The sequence below is a fragment of the Pseudomonas phoenicis genome, assembly GCF_047302395.1.
Classification (GTDB): domain Bacteria; phylum Pseudomonadota; class Gammaproteobacteria; order Pseudomonadales; family Pseudomonadaceae; genus Aquipseudomonas.
In genome coordinates this window covers 1,980,919-2,001,085 of sequence record NZ_CP154852.1, presented here as the reverse complement: position 1 = coordinate 2,001,085, position 20,167 = coordinate 1,980,919, and the positions used below count along the sequence as shown (strand labels likewise).

At 63.7% G+C, this 20,167-nt stretch carries 20 protein-coding genes and 1 pseudogene; 13 read left to right on the top strand and 8 right to left on the bottom strand.

The features are described 5' to 3' along the window. The first annotated feature begins 112 nt into the window (after positions 1 to 112). Positions 113 to 847, top strand: coding sequence for a hypothetical protein (locus AA0Z93_RS08910; protein ID WP_413049132.1), 735 nt, complete (start codon positions 113 to 115; stop codon positions 845 to 847). Here the strand turns inward: AA0Z93_RS08910 and AA0Z93_RS08905 are convergent. From AA0Z93_RS08905 to AA0Z93_RS08895, 3 genes are all read right to left on the bottom strand, one after another. Next, positions 838 to 3,255, bottom strand: a complete 2,418-nt coding sequence (locus AA0Z93_RS08905; protein WP_413049187.1) for a TonB-dependent siderophore receptor — start codon at positions 3,253 to 3,255, stop codon at positions 838 to 840. The genes AA0Z93_RS08910 and AA0Z93_RS08905 overlap by 10 nt on opposite strands. 180 nt (positions 3,256 to 3,435) lie before the next feature. Continuing rightward, the gene (locus tag AA0Z93_RS08900) at positions 3,436 to 4,425 is read right to left on the bottom strand and encodes a FecR family protein (protein WP_413049131.1); all 990 of its coding nucleotides are present in this window, start codon (positions 4,423 to 4,425) and stop codon (positions 3,436 to 3,438) included. Further along, positions 4,422 to 4,922 (bottom strand): sigma-70 family RNA polymerase sigma factor, encoded by a 501-nt coding sequence (locus AA0Z93_RS08895; protein ID WP_413049130.1) that lies wholly within the window; start codon positions 4,920 to 4,922, stop codon positions 4,422 to 4,424. Before AA0Z93_RS08895 ends, AA0Z93_RS08900 begins: the two co-directional genes overlap by 4 nt. A 430-nt stretch (positions 4,923 to 5,352) precedes the next feature. On the opposite strand from AA0Z93_RS08895, the gene AA0Z93_RS08890 reads away from it, so the two are divergent. The 7 genes and pseudogenes from AA0Z93_RS08890 to AA0Z93_RS08860 all read left to right on the top strand — a co-directional run bounded on the left by AA0Z93_RS08890 (position 5,353) and on the right by AA0Z93_RS08860 (position 12,231). Then, a complete protein-coding gene (locus AA0Z93_RS08890; protein WP_413049129.1) occupies positions 5,353 to 5,613 on the top strand; it encodes a helix-turn-helix transcriptional regulator in 261 nt (86 codons plus the stop codon). Positions 5,614 to 5,737: 124 nt separating this feature from the next. Next, positions 5,738 to 6,949, top strand: a pseudogene (locus tag AA0Z93_RS08885) (type II toxin-antitoxin system HipA family toxin). Positions 6,950 to 7,222: 273 nt separating this feature from the next. After that, positions 7,223 to 7,990 (top strand): NAD(P)-binding domain-containing protein, encoded by a 768-nt coding sequence (locus AA0Z93_RS08880; protein WP_413049128.1) that lies wholly within the window; start codon positions 7,223 to 7,225, stop codon positions 7,988 to 7,990. Positions 7,991 to 8,121: 131 nt separating this feature from the next. Then, on the top strand, positions 8,122 to 8,916 hold the full coding sequence (locus AA0Z93_RS08875) for an OBAP family protein (RefSeq protein ID WP_413049127.1): 795 nt from the start codon (positions 8,122 to 8,124) through the stop codon (positions 8,914 to 8,916). A 126-nt stretch (positions 8,917 to 9,042) separates the two neighbouring features. Next, positions 9,043 to 9,498 carry an Lrp/AsnC family transcriptional regulator gene (locus tag AA0Z93_RS08870; RefSeq protein WP_413049126.1) on the top strand — a complete coding sequence of 152 codons (456 nt, stop codon included), beginning with the start codon at positions 9,043 to 9,045 and terminating at the stop codon, positions 9,496 to 9,498. A gap of 244 nt (positions 9,499 to 9,742) precedes the next feature. Further along, positions 9,743 to 11,425, top strand: coding sequence for a flavin monoamine oxidase family protein (locus AA0Z93_RS08865; protein WP_413049125.1), 1,683 nt, complete (start codon positions 9,743 to 9,745; stop codon positions 11,423 to 11,425). Between the two features lie 14 nt (positions 11,426 to 11,439). Beyond that, the gene (locus tag AA0Z93_RS08860; protein WP_413049124.1) at positions 11,440 to 12,231 is read left to right on the top strand and encodes a carbon-nitrogen hydrolase family protein; all 792 of its coding nucleotides are present in this window, start codon (positions 11,440 to 11,442) and stop codon (positions 12,229 to 12,231) included. 189 nt (positions 12,232 to 12,420) lie between these two features. Here the strand turns inward: AA0Z93_RS08860 and AA0Z93_RS08855 are convergent, their stop codons facing one another. Further along, on the bottom strand, positions 12,421 to 12,864 hold the full coding sequence (locus AA0Z93_RS08855; protein ID WP_413049123.1) for a hypothetical protein: 444 nt from the start codon (positions 12,862 to 12,864) through the stop codon (positions 12,421 to 12,423). On the opposite strand from AA0Z93_RS08855, the gene trmL reads away from it, so the two are divergent. Beyond that, on the top strand, positions 12,863 to 13,318 hold the full coding sequence (gene trmL / locus AA0Z93_RS08850; RefSeq protein WP_413049122.1) for a tRNA (uridine(34)/cytosine(34)/5-carboxymethylaminomethyluridine(34)-2'-O)-methyltransferase TrmL: 456 nt from the start codon (positions 12,863 to 12,865) through the stop codon (positions 13,316 to 13,318). The genes AA0Z93_RS08855 and trmL overlap by 2 nt on opposite strands. Before the next feature lie 57 nt (positions 13,319 to 13,375). On the opposite strand, the gene secB is transcribed toward trmL, so the two are convergent. Genes secB through AA0Z93_RS08835 form a run of 3 tightly spaced genes read right to left on the bottom strand, consistent with a single transcriptional unit; the run spans position 13,376 to position 14,573 of the window. Then, on the bottom strand, positions 13,376 to 13,861 hold the full coding sequence (secB, locus tag AA0Z93_RS08845) for a protein-export chaperone SecB (protein ID WP_296269096.1): 486 nt from the start codon (positions 13,859 to 13,861) through the stop codon (positions 13,376 to 13,378). Positions 13,862 to 13,902: 41 nt separating this feature from the next. Beyond that, positions 13,903 to 14,157, bottom strand: coding sequence for a glutaredoxin 3 (gene grxC / locus AA0Z93_RS08840; RefSeq protein WP_413049121.1), 255 nt, complete (start codon positions 14,155 to 14,157; stop codon positions 13,903 to 13,905). A gap of 2 nt (positions 14,158 to 14,159) precedes the next feature. Beyond that, positions 14,160 to 14,573 (bottom strand): rhodanese-like domain-containing protein, encoded by a 414-nt coding sequence (locus AA0Z93_RS08835; protein ID WP_296269098.1) that lies wholly within the window; start codon positions 14,571 to 14,573, stop codon positions 14,160 to 14,162. Positions 14,574 to 14,778: 205 nt separating this feature from the next. Between AA0Z93_RS08835 and gpmI the strand changes: the two genes are divergently transcribed. The 4 genes from gpmI (at position 14,779) to AA0Z93_RS08815 (ending at position 19,965) form a co-directional block, all read left to right on the top strand. Beyond that, on the top strand, positions 14,779 to 16,314 hold the full coding sequence (gene gpmI, locus AA0Z93_RS08830; RefSeq protein ID WP_413049120.1) for a 2,3-bisphosphoglycerate-independent phosphoglycerate mutase: 1,536 nt from the start codon (positions 14,779 to 14,781) through the stop codon (positions 16,312 to 16,314). Between the two features lie 123 nt (positions 16,315 to 16,437). Next, a complete protein-coding gene (locus tag AA0Z93_RS08825) occupies positions 16,438 to 17,763 on the top strand; it encodes a murein hydrolase activator EnvC family protein (protein WP_413049119.1) in 1,326 nt (441 codons plus the stop codon). A gap of 95 nt (positions 17,764 to 17,858) precedes the next feature. After that, positions 17,859 to 19,184, top strand: coding sequence for a S41 family peptidase (locus AA0Z93_RS08820; protein WP_413049118.1), 1,326 nt, complete (start codon positions 17,859 to 17,861; stop codon positions 19,182 to 19,184). 7 nt (positions 19,185 to 19,191) lie between these two features. Further along, on the top strand, positions 19,192 to 19,965 hold the full coding sequence (locus tag AA0Z93_RS08815; RefSeq protein WP_413049117.1) for a divergent polysaccharide deacetylase family protein: 774 nt from the start codon (positions 19,192 to 19,194) through the stop codon (positions 19,963 to 19,965). A 32-nt stretch (positions 19,966 to 19,997) separates the two neighbouring features. On the opposite strand, the gene AA0Z93_RS08810 is transcribed toward AA0Z93_RS08815, so the two are convergent. Further along, positions 19,998 to 20,147, bottom strand: coding sequence for a hypothetical protein (locus AA0Z93_RS08810; RefSeq protein WP_413049116.1), 150 nt, complete (start codon positions 20,145 to 20,147; stop codon positions 19,998 to 20,000). Positions 20,148 to 20,167 lie beyond the last annotated feature (20 nt).

Genomic DNA, 20,167 nt, shown 5'->3' with positions numbered 1-20,167 from the left:
AGCCCTGAAAGAGCTTCTCGACGATGTCTGTGCACAAACATCACAGGGGACAACAGGCCATCAATAGCACGTCGATCGATAGCCTTCGCCTCGTACCCTGTCGGAGAACCTCATGCCACGCTTCACCGCTCTGCTGCAAACCTTCCTGGCTCACCCCATCGTCATAGGCGACCCTCTCCTGCCCACGCACTACGCACACTTCGACACTCTGGAAGCCTTTCAGACAGGCATGCGCACCCACGGCCACACCGGCCAAAGCCTGGTGAGCGAAGCGGACGGCGCATGGCATCCCGAGTGGTATGCCATCGCGCAAACCGGACTCGACGACCCCATCTTCATCGCCGCAAACCAAGCCGACCGCGGCTACCCGGTCCATTACGCGCCACATGGCGCCGGACGTTGGGATGCGGTGGAGATCGCGCCGAATCTGGAGACTTTTGCCCGGCTGTTGCAGGCATTGGCAGAAACGCAAGACATCCACCCACTCCAGGCCCTGATCGAAGCCGAAGCCGGCCCCGCGAATGCGTTCTGGGAAGAGGTCATCGACGCGCGCAAGCAACTTGCGGATATGGAAGAAGAGCCCTCGTCCGGCTCTGCCCCCTACGACCCGAGCGACTTCGAATCGGGCGACCTGATCGTCACCGACCTCGGCCCCCAGAAGCTGCGCGTCGTCCAGCTGGTGAGCAAGCACCTCGGTTTACCACTGAAAGAAACCCTGGCGCTCGCCGACACGCCGCCGCTGAAAGCAGCGAGCGGCGTGGGCAAACGGCTGCGGCCTTTGCAAGAACAGCTCGATGCGCTAGGCGCACGCACCCGATTGCAGAAGACCGAACTTCCTCAGAACTGATAACTCACCGTGGCATTCACATTGCGCTCTTCACCCAGGTAGCAATAGCTCAGGCTCGCGCACGATGCGACATAGGATTCGTTCGTCAGGTTGTTGGCATTGACCCGCACATCCACGCCCTTGAGCCCCACCTTGCCCAGGTCATAGCCCACCGATGCGTCGAACAGCGTGTACGACGGCACCTTCATGGTGTTCTCGGCATCGGCCCAGCTATAGCCCACATACCGCACGCCGCCGCCGATCCGCAGACCGTCCAGCGCGCCGCTGTCGAACGCATAGTCGCCCCACAGCGAGGCCATGTGCTTCGGCGCCTGGGTCGGCGAATTGCCCTTGTTGTCGATGACGTTGCCGGCCGTGCTGAAGGTGCTGGGCATCGACTTCGAATATTCGATGTCGGTCAGGGTGTAGCTGCCCAGCAACTTGAAGTTGTCGGTCAACTGCATGTGCGCTTCGAGTTCCAGGCCCTGGGAGCGTACGGCGCCGACGGGGCGGTAGAAGTTCTCTTGCGGCAGCTTGGAGGCCAGGTTTTCCTGCTCGATGTGGAACACCGACGCGGTGAACAGATCGTCCGTGCCCGGCGGCTGGTACTTGATCCCGGCTTCCCATTGCGTGCCGTCGGTAGGCGCCAGCGGGCTGCCGGTGTTGTCGGAATAGGAGTTGGGGTTGAAGGATTCCGAGTAGCTCAGGTACGGCGCGATGCCGTTTTCGAACAGGTAGAGCACACCGGCGCGGCCGGTGGTCTTGGTGCGTTTGTCCTCGATTTTGGTGCCTTCCGGACGCCCGAACTCGGCGATGCGGTTTTCGTCCGAGGTGGTGACCCAGTCGTTGCGCAGGCCCAGGGAGAAGCGCCACTGGTCCCACTCGATCAGGTCCTGGGCATAGACCCCGGTCTGCTCCAGGCGGCGCAGGTAGCTGGTGGGGCTGTAGTAGTCGATCGCGTCGTCGCCATAGACCGGATCGAAGGCATCGAGCGGGGCCACCGCGCCGCTGCTCCAGTCCACCACCGTCTTGCGCCGCTGGTAGTCGGCGCCCAGCAGCAGCGTGTGCTTGGCGCTGCCGGTGAAGAAGTCGGCTTGCAGCATGTTGTCGACGATGAAGGCATGCAGACGCTCTTTGCCGCCCGAGTAGTAGCGGTTCAGCTCGTCGCTGGTCGATGTGGTCCAGCCATAGCCATAGATCTGGTCGAGCTCGACTTTCGAATCTTGATAGCGAAAGTTCTGACGAGCCGTGAAGACGTCGTTGAAGCGGTGCTCGAACTGGTAGCTGAAGGACTGCTGATCCCGGCTGTAGCCATCGACGTTCGGCTCGCCATCGAAGAAGTGCTCGGAAATGCGCCGGCCGTTGCGCTGGTGCAGGCTGCCGTCTGCGGGTACGCCACCGTGGTAGCCACCCTCGGGGTCGTGCTGGAGGTAGGCCTGCAACGTCAGCGAGGTGTCTTCGGAAAAGTCGATGCTGACAGTGGGCGAAATGGCGAAGCGCTTTTCCTCGACGTGATCGAATTGCGTGTCGGATTTGTCCGCCAGGCCGATCAGACGGTAGGCGATGCGCTTGTCGTCATCGATCGGCCCGCTGAAGTCGAAACCCACGCCGCGTTGGCCCTGGGTGCCTACGGTGGCCTGGATCTGGTGGTACGGCGTGTACAGCGGCTTCTTGCTGGTCAGCGCCACCAGGCCACCGGGGGAGCTGCGGCCGTAGAGCACCGACGACGGGCCTTTGAGGATGTCGACGCGCTCGAGGAAGTACGGATCGACCTGCATGGTGCTGAAGGTGCCGCTGTCGCCCATCGACTTCAGGCCATCGAGGTAGATGTTGTCCACCGCGCCGTCGTTGAAGCCGCGCATGGCCACGTAGTCGTAGCGGTGGGTGGCGCCATAGGGGTTGGTCAGCACACCGGGGGTGTAACGCATGGTCTGGGCGACGGTCTGCGCGCCCTGGTCGTCCATCTGCTGGCGGGTCACGACCGACACCGATTGCGAGGTTTCCACCAGCGCGGTACTGGTCTTGGTCGCCACCTGGCTGTGGGTCGCGTTGTAGCCGTCGACGCTGCCCAGGGCGTTGCCCAGGGTGAAGCCGCGCACGTCCGTCGCCGACAGGGACAGGACGTCGCCCTCCTGCGCGGTGCGCAGCACGTAGCTGCCGTTGTCGGCGGCGACAGCCTGCAAGCCGCTACCGCTCAGCAACAGCGCCAGGGCCTGCTCGACCGAATACTGACCCTGCAAACCGGGGGACTGTGCGCCGGTGGTCTGTTGCGGTGTGACCGACAGGGTGATGCCCGCCTGGCGTGCGAACTGGTTCAACGCCTCGCCCAGCGGTGCGGGTGCGATGGCGTACGTCCGCGTGCTGGCGGCGACGGCCGTGGTTTCCTGGGCCTGGCTGTGCGCCGACAGGACGCCGACGCCCAGCGCCATGGTCAGGGTCGCGAGCCGAACCGCACTGCTCAGGCGGTTGCGGCGTGCGCCGGCGCGATCGACGGACGAGCACGCTTGGAAAGAGGTCAGTTGCCGGGTCATCGGGAGTTCCGTAAAGGGTGGAGTCGAGGGGGTGATTCCCTCATAGCCGGACGACTGCGCAAAACCCGCCAAAAAAGATCAGGCCTGACGCCGCAGGGTGACCCACCAGCGCGTGCGGTACTCCACGCGTACGGGCAGCGTCTGCGTCAGAACGGCCAGCAACTTGTCCGTGTCCTCCAGGCGAAACACCCCGGACAGGCGCAGGTCAGCGATGTCGTCGGTACAGGCCACATGCCCCTGGCGGTAACGCGCCACCTCGGCCAGGAAGTCGTGCAGGCGCATGCCGCGGGTGACGATCAGGCCGTCGACCCAGGCGGCGGCGTCCATGTCCGGCTGCGCCACGCGCAACGCTTGCGTGGCGCTGACGCGGTAATCCTGGCCGGGGTGGGCTTCGATCGGGCTGGCGTTGAACGGACGGATCAGCACCTGGCCGGCGGTCACGCTCAGCCGGGTCTGGCCCTTGCCTTGGCGCAGCACGAACCGCCCGCCCAAGGTTTCGAACACGCCGTGCTCGCTACGGACCTGCAACGGCAGCCGGTTGTCGGCCGATGGCCGGGGCTCGGTTTCCAGCAGGATCTCCCCGCGCGTGAGGCTGATCGAGCGGTGGTGAGCGGTGAAGTGCTGGTCCACTGCGCTGTCGGTGTTGAGTTGCAGCCGCGTGCCATCGGCCAGGCGGAAGCTGCCGCGCTGGCCGACGCCCGTGGCGTAGTCGGCGCGCCATGCCTGCACGGGCGCCAGCTCGCGGGTCAACCAAGCGGCGGACCCGAGCACCGCTACGCCCGACAGCAACTTGAGCGCCTGGCGCCGGTCCAGCCGCTGCCGGCTCTGCTCCAGCGCTTCGACCGCCACACCAGGCGCGGGCAGCGCCCCGAATTGCGCACTCAGCTCGCCGTTGAGCGCCTGCACCCGCTGCCAGGCCCGCTCATGCTCGTCCGTCTGCGCCCGCCAATGCTGGCATTGCTGGTAGAGCCGCGCGTCGCGCGGATGGGCCTGCAAGCGCAAGGACCACTGAATGGCCTGCCTGACCACCGCCTCGCAAGGCGGCTCGGCCCCTGGGGCAGCGTTCACGCGGCGTATCGCAGTAGGTAGCAGTGGTACAACGCATCGGCGATGTAGCGCTCCACCGAGCGCAGCGAAATGCCCATCCGCGCGGCGATCTGCTGATGGGACAAGCCTTCGCACTGCGCCAGGAGGAACGCCTGCCGCACCTTGGGTTTCAAGCCGTCGAGCATGCGCGCGATGCGTTCGAGCAGTTCGAGGATGAGCTCGCGGGATTCGGGCGAAGGCGACTCCAGTTCCGGCCGCAGGGCCAGGGCTTCGAGGTAGGCACGCTCGATTTCCCCACGCCGCCAATGGTCGATCACCAGGCCCTTGGCGACGGTGCGCAGGAAGGCGCGAGGGGTTTTCAGCTCCAGCCGCTCGCGACGGTTGAGCAGCCGGATGAAGGTGTCCTGGACAAGGTCGGCCGCGTCGGCGGCGTTGTCCAGTTTGCTTTTCAGCCAAGCCTGCAGCCAGCGGTGGTGGTCGACGTAAAGGGTGGTCAAGCTCGGGTGATGGGAAGGCATAGGGCGCGTCCGAGCGCTGCGTAAATGATAATTGGTCGCATTGTGAGCAAGTAGTGGGGGATTTGCAATCGCGACATGGTGCCGAAGGGAATGCTAGGAGCAAGTATTGCTTGATCCATTCGGAAGAACGGCTTCTGCTTCAAAACAGGTCTTGAGCTTCAATTTGCTTAACGGGATGCAAGCACAAGGAGGCAGGTATCGACGGTCAGGTTTTACCGTGCGAGCGTTTGGGGCTTTGCTCAGGAGAGCTCGAGCTTGTCAGGAAAATCAAGCTTCAAAAATGTATCCTTAAGGCTACAAAAATACGAAAAAAAGAGTTTTTTTGTAGCCCGGGAGATACAATTCTCTGTTTTTCCATGTTGAGCGGATTGGACTCAACAGCTACATTCCCACGCTCTACCTTGATTTTCCCCCTTTCCGAAGGTGTCACATGAGCTCTCTCTATGACGTTTCCGAAATGCTGAAACAAGCACGTGGCGATGCAAGGCTGAGCCAAGAATCCCTGGCCAACCGTGCTGGCGTCTCACGCACAACGGTGGCGCGCATGGAAACGTTGGCCAAGGGCGACATGAGCGTATCGGTTCTGCTTCGGTTGCTGGAAGCAGCGGGTTATGACCTGAAGCTGGTCAAGGTGGGCCACGAGCGCACGGTCGAAGACATCCTTAACGAACAGCGGTCAGGGAGCCTGTGAACATGATTCTGGATGTCTATGTCAGTTCGAAGTTAGTGGCCAAATTGTATCGGGAGCGTGACGAGACGTTTTAAAGTATGTTCCCGGTGCGGCACCGGCTGACTTCGTCAGCCTGACGATATCCGTGCGCGAGGCACCATGGCGCTGGCCCCGCGACCTATTTCCCTTCTTTCGACAAAATCTGCCTGAAGGGTATTTATTAGGTGTCATCCGCGAGGAGTTTGGGCCGTTGCTCGATGGCACAGACCTGTCGCTATTGGCCATAGTGGGGGGTAGCGGCATAGGCCGAGTTTCGGTCAGCCCTGAAGGTTTTTCACCGGGTGTCGAGATGGCTCCTTTGGAGATCGAACACCTGCTTAAGGCAGAAAACACCAATGAACGCTTTGCGACACTGGTACGGCAATATGCGCGCGTGGCCGTGTCAGGTGTGGTCCCGAAGTTCATTGCCAGCGACACGGCTCAACCGTTAGCGCCATTGGGCAAACCGACGTTACGCACAGGCCTGCACATTATCAAAGGCTCCGATGACTCCACGCCCTTTCTCGGTTTCAATGAATTCTACACCATGCGCGTGCTCGCACGGCTTGATGTGGTTCGAGTGGCCGCTTGCCGAATGTCCGATGATGGCAAGATCTTGGTGGTGGATCGATTCGATGTGGGTGAACAAGGCCTCCCTCGCTGCGGCCTGGAAGACGCCTGTGGATTGCTGGGCTTGCTGCCCCATGAAAAGTACGTCCCTACGGTCGAGCGGGTCTGAAACGCCGCGCGGGCCTATATCCCTGCCGAACGGCTGCAGGCGCAACGTGAGCATTTGGGATGGCAACTGCTGATCAACTATGTGGTCCGCAATGCCGACTGCCACGCGAAGAACATTGCACTGCTTTATACCTCGCATGCCGATGTGGCATTCACCCCGGTCTATGACGTGGTGACGACCCAGGCGTATCCACGTTTCGCCAATAACCCCCCCGGTCTGTCCATCGGTGGAAGGCAAACCTGGACACCGGGCCGATCATTGGAAACCTTTTTCAAAGCTGTGCTGGGGATACCGCCACGAAAATATGCGGCCATGGTAGAGCAGCTGTGCGAATCCGCTGTAGAGGTCGGCAGGGAAGTGATCGAGGCTTCGAAAAACGAACCTGCCTGGCGTCATGTAGCCAAACACATGGTGCATGCTTGGAACGAAGGCATGGAAACACTGCGCAGTCCCAAAGCCGCACCTCATTTTCGCGGTTTGGATGCTGCCATCGAGTCAGCAGGCTTCTCGGGGCCGCTAAAGCCTGAGCGCAGTCGGGAAACCATCGGCCGCTCCGAGCTATTGGCGAAAAAACGTTGACCGTGCATTTATAGGCCTGACACCGCGAGTGCCAACGTCGCAGCGCTATGCATCCAAGGCACTGACAATATGTAGACAGCGCCTGAGCTGGAAACGCGGATTCCAAATTCAGGGGTGAATTGTGGACGCTTGGTGTCCACACACCTGCAGCACGCATCCGCGTGATTTTCATTTGGCATTTGAAGCTGATAGGTCCGGCACGAACCCAGATCGCAAGTGGCGCGGCCGCTGACATGCCACACTGCCTACCTTCCATCCAAATCTGGAGCGAGCATGCACAGCATAGGCATCCTGGGCGTCGGCGAACTGACCGAGAAAGTCGTGCGCGGCCTACGTCGTGGCGGCTATATCGGCGCCATCCACCTCTCGCCACGCAACGAACGACGCGCGCTGGCGTTACAGGAGCAGTTCGACTGCCAGGTGATGCCGGACAACCAAAGGGTGGTCGAGCGCTCGAGCGTGCTGCTGCTGGGCGTGCGTCCGGACGTCGTCGCGCAGTTGGCAGGCGAGGTGACGATAGGCGCCGACAAGACGCTGATCTCACTGGTCGCGGGCATGGGTTGCAATGTGTTGGCTCGGCATTTCCCTGAAGCGAAGGTGGTCAGGGCCATGCTTTCCTATGCGGCCGAGATCAACGCCACGACCGTCGTGACCTATCCCGACGACGAGGCTGTCCGACAACTGCTGACACCCTTGGGCACGTTCATCGCGCTGCAAGCGGAAAGCGCCTTCGAAGTGGCTACCGTGGCCGCCTGTATGAACGGCTGGTTCTATTTCTGGCTGCAAGATCTGCAGCAATGGTTCATCGACCAGGGTTTGCCACAAGCACAGGCCAAGCAACTAGTATTGAGCAACTTGCAGGACTGCCTTGCCAGCGCTCGGCATAGCCCGGATACGGACCTGGAAAAGCTAGGAAACACGATCGCCACGCCTGGCACTTTCACCCGCCAAGGCGTGGACATGCTGCGCGATCGGCAGGTCTCTGCACCGTGGCTTTCAGCGTTCGAGGCGGTCTTGCTCAACCTCGAGCGGGAACACTGAGCCAACCGAGTCGGGTTGTCTGAACGCTGGAAGGGGCATGGGTGCATCGCTGCCCCGCTGCGGCCACACGCGCTGAACGAGCCGCCTGGCGGCGCGGTCCTCTGCTGCACACACGCCAAGAGACCACTGCCATGCGCCCGCCTCACCTGCTCGCCGCCTTCCCCCTCGCCTGCGCCCTGATCGGAGGCTGCGCCGCGCCGAAAACCCAATCGGCGGTCGACGCGCCGGGCCGTCCCGAGTCCGCCAAGACCCAACTGCTCGAAGCCGGCGCCGCCACCTTGCAGGCCAAAACGCCGATTTCCAAGATCAACGCCTACCTCGACGGCTTCCACTTCTACAGCGGCCATCCGCACGTGCAGATGGAAGCGCACCACTACTGCTCGATCCTCAACGAGGACGTGATCCAGTGCGTGATCTTCGACGGCAATCGTGAGGACGCGAAGATCATGGGCGTGGAGTACATCATCGACGAGAAGCTGTTCGCCGGTCTGCCGCCCAAAGAGAAAGCCTTGTGGCACAGCCACGGCTATGAAGTGTCCTCGGGCCAACTGGTCGCGCCGGGCATCCCGGCGCCTGCGGAGCATGCGCTGATGGAGCGCCTGGCGCATACCTACGGCAAGACCTGGCACACCTGGCATACCGATCAGGACAAGAACCTGCCGGTAGGCGTGCCGCAACTGATGATGGGCTTCACCGCCGACGGCCAGGCGGACGCGGCGATGGTCGAGCAGCGCAACACGCGGCTGGGCATCGACACCGCCAAAACCAAGCGGCAGCGTGCGGACATCGCCATCCCCCGCCCCGATCCGGACGCCGACGGCGGACGGCACGGCAAGCCGTTCCAGATCGAGGACCCGACCGGTGGGCACTTGCATCAGCCTGCCGCCTCGACCCCTGAGCAGAGGAACAGCCGTTCGAGCCAATGAGGGCGCTGCGGCGATTTCGAAGGCGCGGCGCGACACGGGGCAGGTAATTGCAGTCGCGAAGTTTCGGACTTGCCGACCGCCCTGGCCGGTGGCTAGTCTGCTCTCCCCCGCCTACAGAGACTCGTCATGTCGCCTACACGCCCCGTGACCCTGGACGACACGGATCGTCATTTGATCTCACTGCTGCAAGTCAACGCCCGCGCCAGCGTCGCCACCCTGGCACGGGCGCTGGGCATTGCCCGCACCACGGTGAACTCGCGCCTGGCCCGCCTGGAAAAGGCCCAGGTCATCACCGGTTACGGCGTGCGCCTCGGGCAAGGCTTGCTGGAGGGCGGTTTGCAGGCCTATGTCGGTATCAAGGTGCGGCCGCGTTCAGGCAAGGACGTGGTCAAGCGCTTGAGCGCCATGGGCCAGGTGCAGCAGCTGTGCGCGGTGAGCGGAGAGTTCGACTACGTGGCCTGGCTGCGCACTGACTCGCCCGAGCAGCTCGACCAGTCGCTGGACCAGATCGGTGGGGTGGAAGGGGTCGAAAAGACCACGACCTCGATCATCCTCAGTCACAAGCTCGATCGCAGCGAATGACGCTGATTTCGTCGAAAGCTCCGTAGGCTTCGTCGTTCTGTTCGGAGAATGGGCGAAACGCTGACGGATTGCGTCTTATCTACGAGCGTTGCCCTCTCTACACTGACCCTCAGGCATCTTCCCGGCATCGGGTCCACAGGCAACGCTTCCTACACACCGAAGCGAACCACGATACCTGGCCAGGCTGGATGCACTTCCTATACTCAGGCTCCGTCATGCGCAGCCCCACTGGTAAGGTCAGGTCATGAACAAGCACAACCGCCACCCCGCTGACGGCAAGGCCCCCATCACCATCTTCGGTCCGGACTTCCCCTTCGCGTTCGACGATTGGTTGGAGCACCCGGCAGGGTTGGGCAGCATTCCGGCCGATCGGCACGGCGAGGAAGTGGCGATCGTCGGTGCGGGGATCGCCGGCCTGGTCGCAGCCTACGAATTGATGAAGCTGGGCCTCAAACCCGTGGTCTACGAGGCTTCCAAACTGGGCGGACGCCTGCGTTCGCAAGCCTTCAACGGTACCGACGGCATCGTCGCCGAACTGGGCGGGATGCGCTTCCCGGTATCGTCCACGGCCTTCTACCACTACGTCGACAAGCTGGGGCTGGAGACGCGCCCGTTCCCCAACCCGCTGACGCCCGCCTCCGGCAGCACGGTGATCGACCTTGAGGGCCAGACCCACTATGCGCAAAGCGCCGCCGACCTGCCCGCCCTGTTCAACGAAGTGGCCGAGGCCTGGGCCGATGCGCTGGAGGAGCGGGCCAGCTTCGGCGACATCCAGCAGGCCATCCGCGACCGCGACGTGCCGCGGCTCAAGCAGCTGTGGGACAAGCTCGTGCCGCTGTGGGACGACCGCACCTTCTACGATTTCGTCGCCACCTCGAAATCCTTCGCCAAACTGAGTTTCCTGCACCGCGAGGTGTTCGGCCAGGTCGGCTTCGGCACCGGCGGCTGGGATTCGGACTTCCCCAATTCGATGCTGGAAATCTTCCGCGTGGTGATGACCAACTGCGACGACCACCAGCACCTGGTGGTCGGTGGCGTCGAGCAGGTGCCGCAGGGCCTGTGGCGGCACGTGCCGGAACGGTGCGCGCACTGGCCCAGCGGCACCAGCCTCAGCGCCTTGCATGGCGGCGCGCCGCGCAGTGGGGTCAAGCGCATCGCCCGTGCGGCCGATGGCCTGCTGGCGGTGACCGACAGCTGGGGCAATGCCCGGCACTATGCCGCTGTGCTGGTCACCTGCCAGAGCTGGCTGTTGACCACGCAGATCGATTGCGAAGAGGCGCTGTTCTCGCAAAAGCTGTGGATGGCCCTGGACCGCACGCGCTACATGCAAGCCTCGAAAACCTTCGTCATGGTCGACCGGCCGTTCTGGAAAGACAAAGACCCGGACACCGGCCGCGACCTGATGAGCATGACCCTCACCGACCGCCTGACCCGTGGCACCTACCTGTTCGACAACGGCGACGACAAACCCGGGGTCATCTGTCTGTCCTACGCCTGGATGAGCGATGCGCTGAAGATGCTGCCGCACCCTACCGAAAAGCGCGTGCAACTGGCGCTGGAAGCCCTGAAGAAGATCTACCCGCGCACCGACATCGCCGGACACATCATCGGCGACCCGATCAGCATTTCCTGGGAAGCCGATCCGTACTTCCTCGGCGCCTTCAAAGGCGCGCTGCCCGGGCACTACCGCTACAACCAGCGTATGTACGCGCACTTCATGCAGGCCGACCTGCCCAGCGAGCAGCGTGGCATCTTCCTCGCCGGGGACGACGTGTCGTGGACCCCGGCATGGGTCGAAGGCGCGGTGCAAACGTCGTTGAACGCGGTGTGGGGCATCCTTGCCCATTACGGCGGGCGCACCCACAGCGAAAACCCAGGGCCGGGCGACGTGTTCCACGAAATAGGCCCGATCGCCCTGCCCGACTGACTTAGGAGCCAGCAATGCGTATCGCCGTTTTCCAAACCATCCCACAGCCCTTGGACATCGCCGGCAACCTGCAACGTCTGGGCGAGCAGATGCAACGCGCCGCAGCCTGCGGCGCGCAATTGCTGGTATGTCCGGAAATGTTCCTGAGCGGCTACGCCATCGGCCGTACGGCGGTGGAGCACTTGGCCGAGGCTGCCGACGGCGCCTCGGCCCAGGCCATCGCCCAGCTCTGCCAGGCCCATGCCCTCGCCGTGGTCTACGGCTACGCCGAGCGCGGCGCCGATGGGCGCGTGTACAACAGCGTGCAGTTGATCGATGCCGCAGGCCAGCGCCTGGGCAACTACCGCAAGACCCACCTGTTCGGTGAGCTGGACCGCGCCCAGTTCAGCGCCGGCGACGCGCCCTGCCCGATCATCGAGTTGAACGGCTGGAAACTCGGCCTGCTGATCTGCTACGACATCGAGTTTCCGGAGAATGCCCGGCAGCTGGCGCTGGCCGGGGCCGAGTTGATCCTGGTGCCCACGGCCAACATGGCGCCCTACGACTTCATCTGCCAGGTCACCGTGCGTGCCAGGGCCCAGGAAAACCAGTGCTATCTGGTCTACGCCAACTACTGCGGTCAGGAAGACGACATCGCCTATTGCGGGCAGAGTAGCGTCGTCGGCCCCGACGGCAGCTTGCTGGCCATGGGCGGGCGGGCGCCCTGCCAATTGCTGGCCGACATCGACCGCGAACAGTTGCTGCAAGGCCGAGCGGCCTACCCCTACCTCGACGATCTCCGCCGTGATCTGCACATAAAGGCTTGAACAGCGGCTGCGTGCACCGATCCTGTGCCGACTGCACCATAGGGATGCCTGGCAGGTGGCTGTAAACGGAGCAAACCCGAGAAACATCCCGTTTATACGGCACATCGCAACTTGGCACGACACCTGCAATACCCTTGGTACCTCCAGTTTTGGGGACCTTGGTACAGGCAGGCCGAGATATCCCCTCTTTTATTCGTGCAGTCGCACCTGCACTCGCCAGCGTCCCGCGTCCTCTGCGCCAGTCCAGTCACCCTGCAGAGGGCGTGCGGCCACCACCGTCAGCAACAAGCCCTTGTCACTGCGCTGCACACGCCAGCCGACCGGCTTTCCAGCCAGACGCAACTGGCCCCGCGCGGGCTTGCCTTGCGCATCGAACAGCAGCGCCACCGTGCCCTGAACGGTTTCCCCATGCAGCTTGGGTTCGTGGTCGAACCACAGGTCCAGGCCGCCGTCGACCACCTCGATCCGCTCCAGCGTGCTTGGGGTGGGCGTGGTGAGGCGGCCGATCATCAGTCCTACCAGGGTGCCGAACAACGCCAGTGCCAGCAGCATGCGCCGCCGCGCCTTCGGACGCGGGTCCGGTTCGAGGGTAGAATGCGCGTCATTTTCCTGTGCCTGCCTGGAGCCGTGCATGTTTCACGTCATCCTCTTTCAACCTGAGATCCCGCCGAACACGGGCAACATCATCCGTCTGTGCGCCAACAGCGGCTGCCACCTGCACCTGATCGAGCCCTTGGGTTTCGAGCTGGACGACAAGCGCCTGCGCCGCGCCGGGCTGGACTACCACGAGTACGCGACCTTGCAACGCCATGCCAGCCTTCAAGCGTGCCTGGAAAGCCTTGGACAACCGCGGCTGTTCGCGTTCACCACCAAGGCGTCGCACCCGTTCCACGAGGTGGCGTACCAGCCAGGCGATGCCTTCGTGTTCGGCCCGGAAAGCCGTGGTTTGCCCGCCGAGGTGCTCGACAGCCTGCCGCCCGAACAACGCCTGCGCCTGCCCATGCGTCCGGGCTGTCGCAGCTTGAATCTGTCCAATACGGTGGCGGTGACGGTGTACGAGGCGTGGCGGCAACAGGGTTTTGCCTGAGGGAGGGAGGTAGGAGCAGCCGGGACGGCGCTCCTACCCGGGCGGACCCGCGTTCGCTTATTGCAGCGAAGGCGCTTCGCCAGCTTCCTGCATACGCTGCATTTCTTGCGCGTACAGCGCGTCGAAGTTCACTGGCGAGAGCATCAGGGCCGGGAACGAGCCACGGGTGACCAGGCTGTCCAGGGTTTCGCGGGCGTATGGGAACAGGATGTTCGGGCAGAACGCGCCGAGGGTGTGGCTCATGGACGCGGCGTCGAGGTTCTTGATCAGGAAGATACCCGCCTGCTGCACTTCGGCGATGAACGCCACTTCTTCGCCGTTCTTGACGGTGACCGACAGGGTCAGCACGACTTCATGGAAGTCGCCGTCCAGGGCCTTCTGCTTGGTGTTCAAATCCAGGCCGACGCTCGGCTCCCACTGCTGACGGAAGATCGCCGGGCTTTTCGGCGCCTCGAACGACAGGTCGCGCACGTAGATGCGCTGCATGGAGAATTGCGGGGAGGTGTCTTCGGCGGCAGCGCCGGTGTTCTGTTGTTCGGTCATGACGGGTCCTTTTTTCCAATGAAATTGAACGAGGCGTGAAGTCAGGGCTGCAGCAAGGCATCGAGCTTGCCGGCGCGCTCCAGGGCATGCAGCTCATCGCAACCGCCCACGTGCGTGGCGCCGATCCAGATCTGCGGGACCGAAGTGCGGCCGGCCTTCTGGCTCATTTCGGCGCGCAACTGTGGTTTGCCGTCGACGCGGATCTCCTCGAAAGCCACACCTTTGCTTTGCAGCAGGTGCTTGGCGCGCATGCAGTAGGGGCAGTAGTCGCTGGAGTAGACGATGACTTTCTTCATGGTCACTTCACCAATGGCAGGTTGTCGGCTTTCCAGCTGGACACACCACCGCTCAGGCGAGCGGCGTCGAAGCCGGACTTGAGCAGCTCGCGGCACAGGGTACCGGCCTGCTGGCCCATGGCATCGACCAGGATCAAAGTCTTGCCCTTGTGCTTTTCCAGTTCCGCGGTACGGCCCAGCAGTTTGTCGTGGGGGATGTTCACGGCACCGACGATATGGCCACCGGCGTATTCCTTGTTGGTGCGCACGTCGATGACCACGGCTTTGTCGGCGTTGACCAGCGCGGTCAGCTGGCCGGTGCTCAGGCTCTTGCCGCCGCGGCGCAGTTCGTTGAGCAACAGCAGCACCAGCAGAACAACGAAGACGGTGACCAAAAGAAGGTTTTCTGAGGCAAATTGAAGCAGTTTCTCAACCATCAGGGCTGTTCCAAGCGAGTGAAAATGCCGGCCAGTATACACACCGCCCCGCACCCGCCACAGCCCGGCCGGCAGGCGGCGGCACGCTTTGCCGACCAGCCTGTCGGGGCGCTGCTCGACCAGCCGGAGGATTATTCGCAGTCTCTGGGAGAATTGCCCTAAAATGTGGGTCTTTATCACCTTCAAGCAACCGTGAGTGGGATTGATGACGAGCACGCCTAAACCCCTGGTCCTGATCATCCTCGATGGTTTCGGTCACAGCGAAAGCCCTGAATACAACGCCATTGCCGCCGCCAAGACGCCGGTCTACGACCGCCTGCGCGCCACCCAGCCGCACGGCCTGATCTCCGGGTCGGGCATGGACGTCGGTCTGCCCGACGGGCAGATGGGCAACTCCGAAGTCGGTCACATGAACCTCGGCGCCGGCCGTGTGGTGTACCAGGACTTCACCCGCGTGACCAAGGCCATTCGTGACGGCGAGTTCTTCGGCAACCCGGTGCTGACCGGTGCGGTGGACAAAGCCGCTGGCGTCGGCAAGGCGGTACACATTCTCGGCCTGCTGTCGGACGGCGGCGTGCACAGCCACCAGGACCACCTGGTCGCCATGGCCAAGCTGGCCGCGCAGCGCGGCGCCGAGAAAATCTACCTGCACGCCTTCCTCGACGGCCGCGACACCCCACCGCGTAGCGCCCAGGCTTCCCTTGAGCTGCTCGACGCCACCTTCGCCAAGCTCGGCAAGGGCCGCATCGCCAGCCTCATCGGCCGCTACTTCGCCATGGACCGTGACAACCGCTGGGATCGCGTCAGCGCCGCCTACAACCTGATCGTCGACAGCACCGCTGACTACAGCGCCGACAGCGCCGTGGCCGGCTTGCAGGCAGCCTATGCGCGCGACGAGAGCGACGAATTCGTCAAGGCCACGCGCATCGGCGCGCCGGTCACGGTCGAAGACGGCGACGCGGTGGTGTTCATGAACTTCCGCGCCGACCGTGCCCGTGAGCTGTCGCGCGTGTTCGTCGAGCCGGACTTCAACGAGTTCCCGCGCGCGCGCCTGCCCAAGGTGGCGGCCTTCATCGGCCTGACCCAGTATTCGGCGAAGATTCCGGCACCGGCCGCCTTCGGCCCGGCCAGCCTGGACAACGTGCTGGGCGAGTACCTGGCCAAGCACGGCAAGACCCAGCTGCGCATCGCCGAGACCGAGAAGTACGCCCACGTCACCTTCTTCTTCTCCGGCGGGCGCGAAGAGCCGTTCGAGGGCGAGGAGCGCATCCTGATTCCGTCGCCGAAAGTCGCCACCTATGACTTGCAGCCGGAGATGAACGCGCCCGAAGTCACCGACCGTATCGTCGAAGCCATCGAGCAACAGCGCTTCGACGTGATCGTGGTCAACTACGCCAATGGCGACATGGTCGGCCACACCGGCGTGTTCGATGCGGCGGTCAAGGCGGTGGAAGCGCTGGACACCTGTGTCGGCCGGCTGGTCGATGCGTTGGAGAAAGTCGGCGGCGAAGCGCTGCTGACCGCTGACCACGGCAACGTCGAACAGATGGAGGACGAATCCACCGGCCAGGCGCATACCGCGCACACCACGGAGCCTGTGCCGTTCATCTATATCGGCAAACGCCCGCTCAAAGTTCGCGGGGGTGGCGTGCTGGCCGACGTAGCGCCGACCATGCTGACCTTGCTGGGCTTGGAAATTCCCAAGGAGATGACCGGCACGTCGATCCTGCTCGACGCCTGACGGCGAGCCGAGCCCGATGCCGGGCATTGCGGACCAACGCCCTGCCGCAGATTCGGCAGGGCGTTTTTTTTGCCGGCATGGGCGGGCATACTAGGTCGTTCTCCAACCTGGTACGCCTTTCCCATGCTCCGTGCACTTCTTCCCCTCGCCTTGTCGTGCCTGCTCAATCCGGCCTTTGCCGACGAGCGCGCGCAGACCCAGCAACTACTGGAAGCCACCCGCAAGGACATCGCCGAACTGCAGAACGCGCTCGGCAAGGTTCAGGCGGAAAAAGCCGGTGTGCAGAAAGACCTGCAAACCACCGAAACCGAAATCGGTACGCTGGAAAAGCAGGTGGAGGCCCTGCAACAGCAACTAAAAAAGACCGAAGGCGAGCTGGAGCGCCTCGATAAAGAGAAAAAAAAACTCCAGAGCGCCCGCGTTGAACAGCAACGCCTGATCGCCATCCAGGCCCGTGCGGCCTATCAGAGCGGTCGCGAGGAATACCTCAAGCTGCTGCTCAACCAGCAGAACCCCGAGAAATTCGCCCGCACCCTCACCTATTACGACTACTTGAGCAAAGCGCGCCTGGAGCAGTTGCGCGCCTTCAACCAGACCCTCAGCCAGCTGGCCGGCGTCGAACAGGACATCTCGCGCCAACAGGCGCAGTTGCTGGCCGAGCGCGGCAACCTCGACAGCCGCATGCACGACCTCGAAGCGGTGCGCAGCGAGCGCCGGCAGGTGCTGGCCAAGATCAACGGCGACCTCAAGCAGCGCAACCAGGCGTTGCAGGCGCGCCAGCAGGACCAGGCCGACCTCAACCAGGTGCTCAAGACCATCGAGGAGACCCTTGCCCGTCAGGCCCGCGAGGCCGAAGAAGCGCGGCAGCGGGCGCTGCTGGCCGAGCAGGAGGCACAAAAGCGCCGCCAGCAGGAAGCCCTGGCCCGCGCCGAGGCCGAGAAGGCCCGCGGCGCGGCGCGCAGCGAACCGGAGCCGGTCGAAGAGCCTGCCGCCAAACCTCGACAACCGCTGGGGCCGGTGGTTTCGAGCGATGGCGCCAGCTATGGCGGGGCTTTTTCTGCGGCCCGCGGAAAACTTCCTTGGCCGGTCAATGGTCGACTACTGGCACGCTACGGCGATGCGCGTGGCAACGATGCGCGCGCCAAGTGGGACGGGGTGCTGATCGGTGCCTCGCCCGGCACCCAGGTGCGGGCGGTGCATGGAGGCCGCGTGGTGTTCGCCGACTGGTTGCGCGGTGCCGGGCTACTGGTCATTCTCGACCACGGCAACGGTTATCTGAGCCTGTACGGCCACAACCAAAGCCTGTTGAAACATGCCGGGGACATCGTGAAGGCCGGTGAGGCCATTTCCACCGTTGGCGACAGCGGCGGCCAGGAAAGTGCAGGTCTGTATTTCGCCATCCGTCAACAAGGTCGCCCTGCCGATCCATCGCAGTGGTGTCGCGGTTAAGCTCGTTTGCGTCTATACGACGTGGCGCTCACACAGGCTGCCCCAGAGGCTCCGTGCGGAGCGTCACAAGGATCAGGATCAGGAGTTCGTTCGACATGCTGCACTCGCCCCGCCTCACCCAGCTGGCCCTGACCATCGCCTTGGTCGTCGGCGCCCCTTTGGCCTCGGCCGCGCAGCCTGCCCCAGGCACTGCGGTGCCGGCCACGGAGGTGACCGCCAACGCGCCGCTGCCGCTGGACGAACTGCGCACCTTCGCCGAAGTGATGGACCGCATCAAGGCCGCCTACGTCGAACCCGTGGATGACAAGACCCTGCTGGAAAACGCCATCAAAGGCATGCTCAGCAACCTCGACCCGCACTCGGCCTACCTGGGCCCGGAAGACTTCCAGGAGCTGCAGGAAAGCACCAGCGGCGAGTTCGGCGGCCTGGGCATCGAAGTGGGCATGGACGACGGCTTCCTCAAGGTGGTGTCGCCCATCGACGAGACACCGGCTTCGCGCGCAGGCATCCAGGCGGGCGATCTGATCGTCAAGATCAACGGCGCGCCGACGCGCGGCCAGAGCATGTCCGAAGCCGTGGACAAGATGCGCGGCAAGATCGGTCAGAAGATCACCCTGTCGCTGATCCGCGACGGCAGCAACCCCTTCGACGTGACCCTGGCGCGCGCCGTGATCCAGGTCAAAAGCGTGAAGAGCCAACTGCTGGAAAGCGGCTATGGCTACATCCGCATCACCCAGTTCCAGGTCAAGACCGGCGAAGAAGTCGCCAAGGCCCTGGCCAAGCTGCGCAAAGACAACGGCAAGAAGCTCCAGGGCCTGGTGCTGGACCTGCGCAACAACCCCGGTGGCGTGCTGCAGTCGGCCGTGGAAGTGGCCGACCACTTCCTGACCAAGGGTTTGATCGTCTACACCAAGGGCCGTATCGCCAACTCCGAGCTGCGTTTCTCCGCCGATCCGGCCGATGCCAGCGAGGGCGTACCGCTGGTGGTGCTGATCAACGGTGGCAGCGCCTCGGCCTCGGAAATCGTCGCCGGCGCCTTGCAGGACCAGAAACGCGGCGTGCTGATGGGCACCGACAGCTTCGGCAAAGGCTCGGTGCAGACCGTGCTGCCGCTGAACAACGACCGCGCGCTCAAGCTCACCACCGCGCTGTACTACACCCCCAACGGCCGTTCGATCCAGGCTCAGGGCATCGTGCCGGACATCGAAGTGCGTTCGGGCAAGCTCACCGCCGACGACGACAGCGAAAGCCTCAAGGAAGCCGACCTCAAAGGCCACCTGGGCAATGGCAACGGCGGTGCCGACCGGCCGACGGTAGCCACGCCGCGCACGGCCGGCAAGGAACGTCCACAGGATGGCGACTTCCAGTTGAGCCAGGCCTTGAGCCTGCTCAAAGGGCTGAACGTCACCAAGCGCAACTGACAGGGCCATGCGTTTCCTGGCTACCGCCCTGCTCTGCCTGCTGGCCGGCGCCGCGTCCACGGCGTCGGCCCAACCGCCCAAAGCCTACCTGAGCCTGATCATCGACGACCTCGGCCAGAACACCGAGCGCGACAGCCGCACCCTGGCCCTGCCCGGCCCGGTGACCCTGGCGATCATGCCCGACACGCCCCATGCCAGCGATTTCGCCCGCCAGGCGCACAAGGCCGGCAAGACCGTGATCCTGCACATGCCGATGGACCCGGCTACCGGCCCCTATGCCTGGCATCCGGAACTGCCCATCGCCACCCTGGCCGAACGTCTGGACGCCGCGCTGCTGAAAGTGCCGTTCGCTGCTGGAGTGAACAACCACATGGGCAGCCGCATGACCGCGCAGCCCGCGCCCATGGCCTGGCTGATGGGCGAGCTGCAACGGCGCGGCCTGTTCTTCGTCGACAGCCGTACCAGCGCAGCGACGGTGGCAGCGGCCAAGGCCCAGGACATCGGCTTGGCCAACGTGTCGCGCGACGTGTTCCTGGACGATGTGCGCACCCCGCAGGCCATCGCCGGGCAACTGCAGGTGGCCGTCGAACTGGCGCGCAAGCAAGGCTCGGTGGTGATGATCGGCCACCCCTATCCGCAGACCCTCGAGGTGCTGGAAAAGCAGATGCCCCGGCTGAAAGGCCAGGGCATCGAGTGGATCCCGCTCAAGCAGATGATCGCCGAGCGCAGCAACCAGGCCATGCCCGGCCATGGCAGCCACGGGCGCTACCGCAACCGCTGAAACCGGCGCCCTTGCCGAGGCGCCGACTGGATTCAGCTGTAGACGCGGGTCAGCACCTGGCGGTGGCTTTCGAACTGGTCGAGCACGTCGCGCACGATCTGCTCGGGGGTGAAGCCCATCAGGTCGTATTCCTGGCTACCGTCGTGCAGGTACACCTCGGCACGGTAAAAACGCTGGCGCACGTCGGCTTCGCCTTCCACCG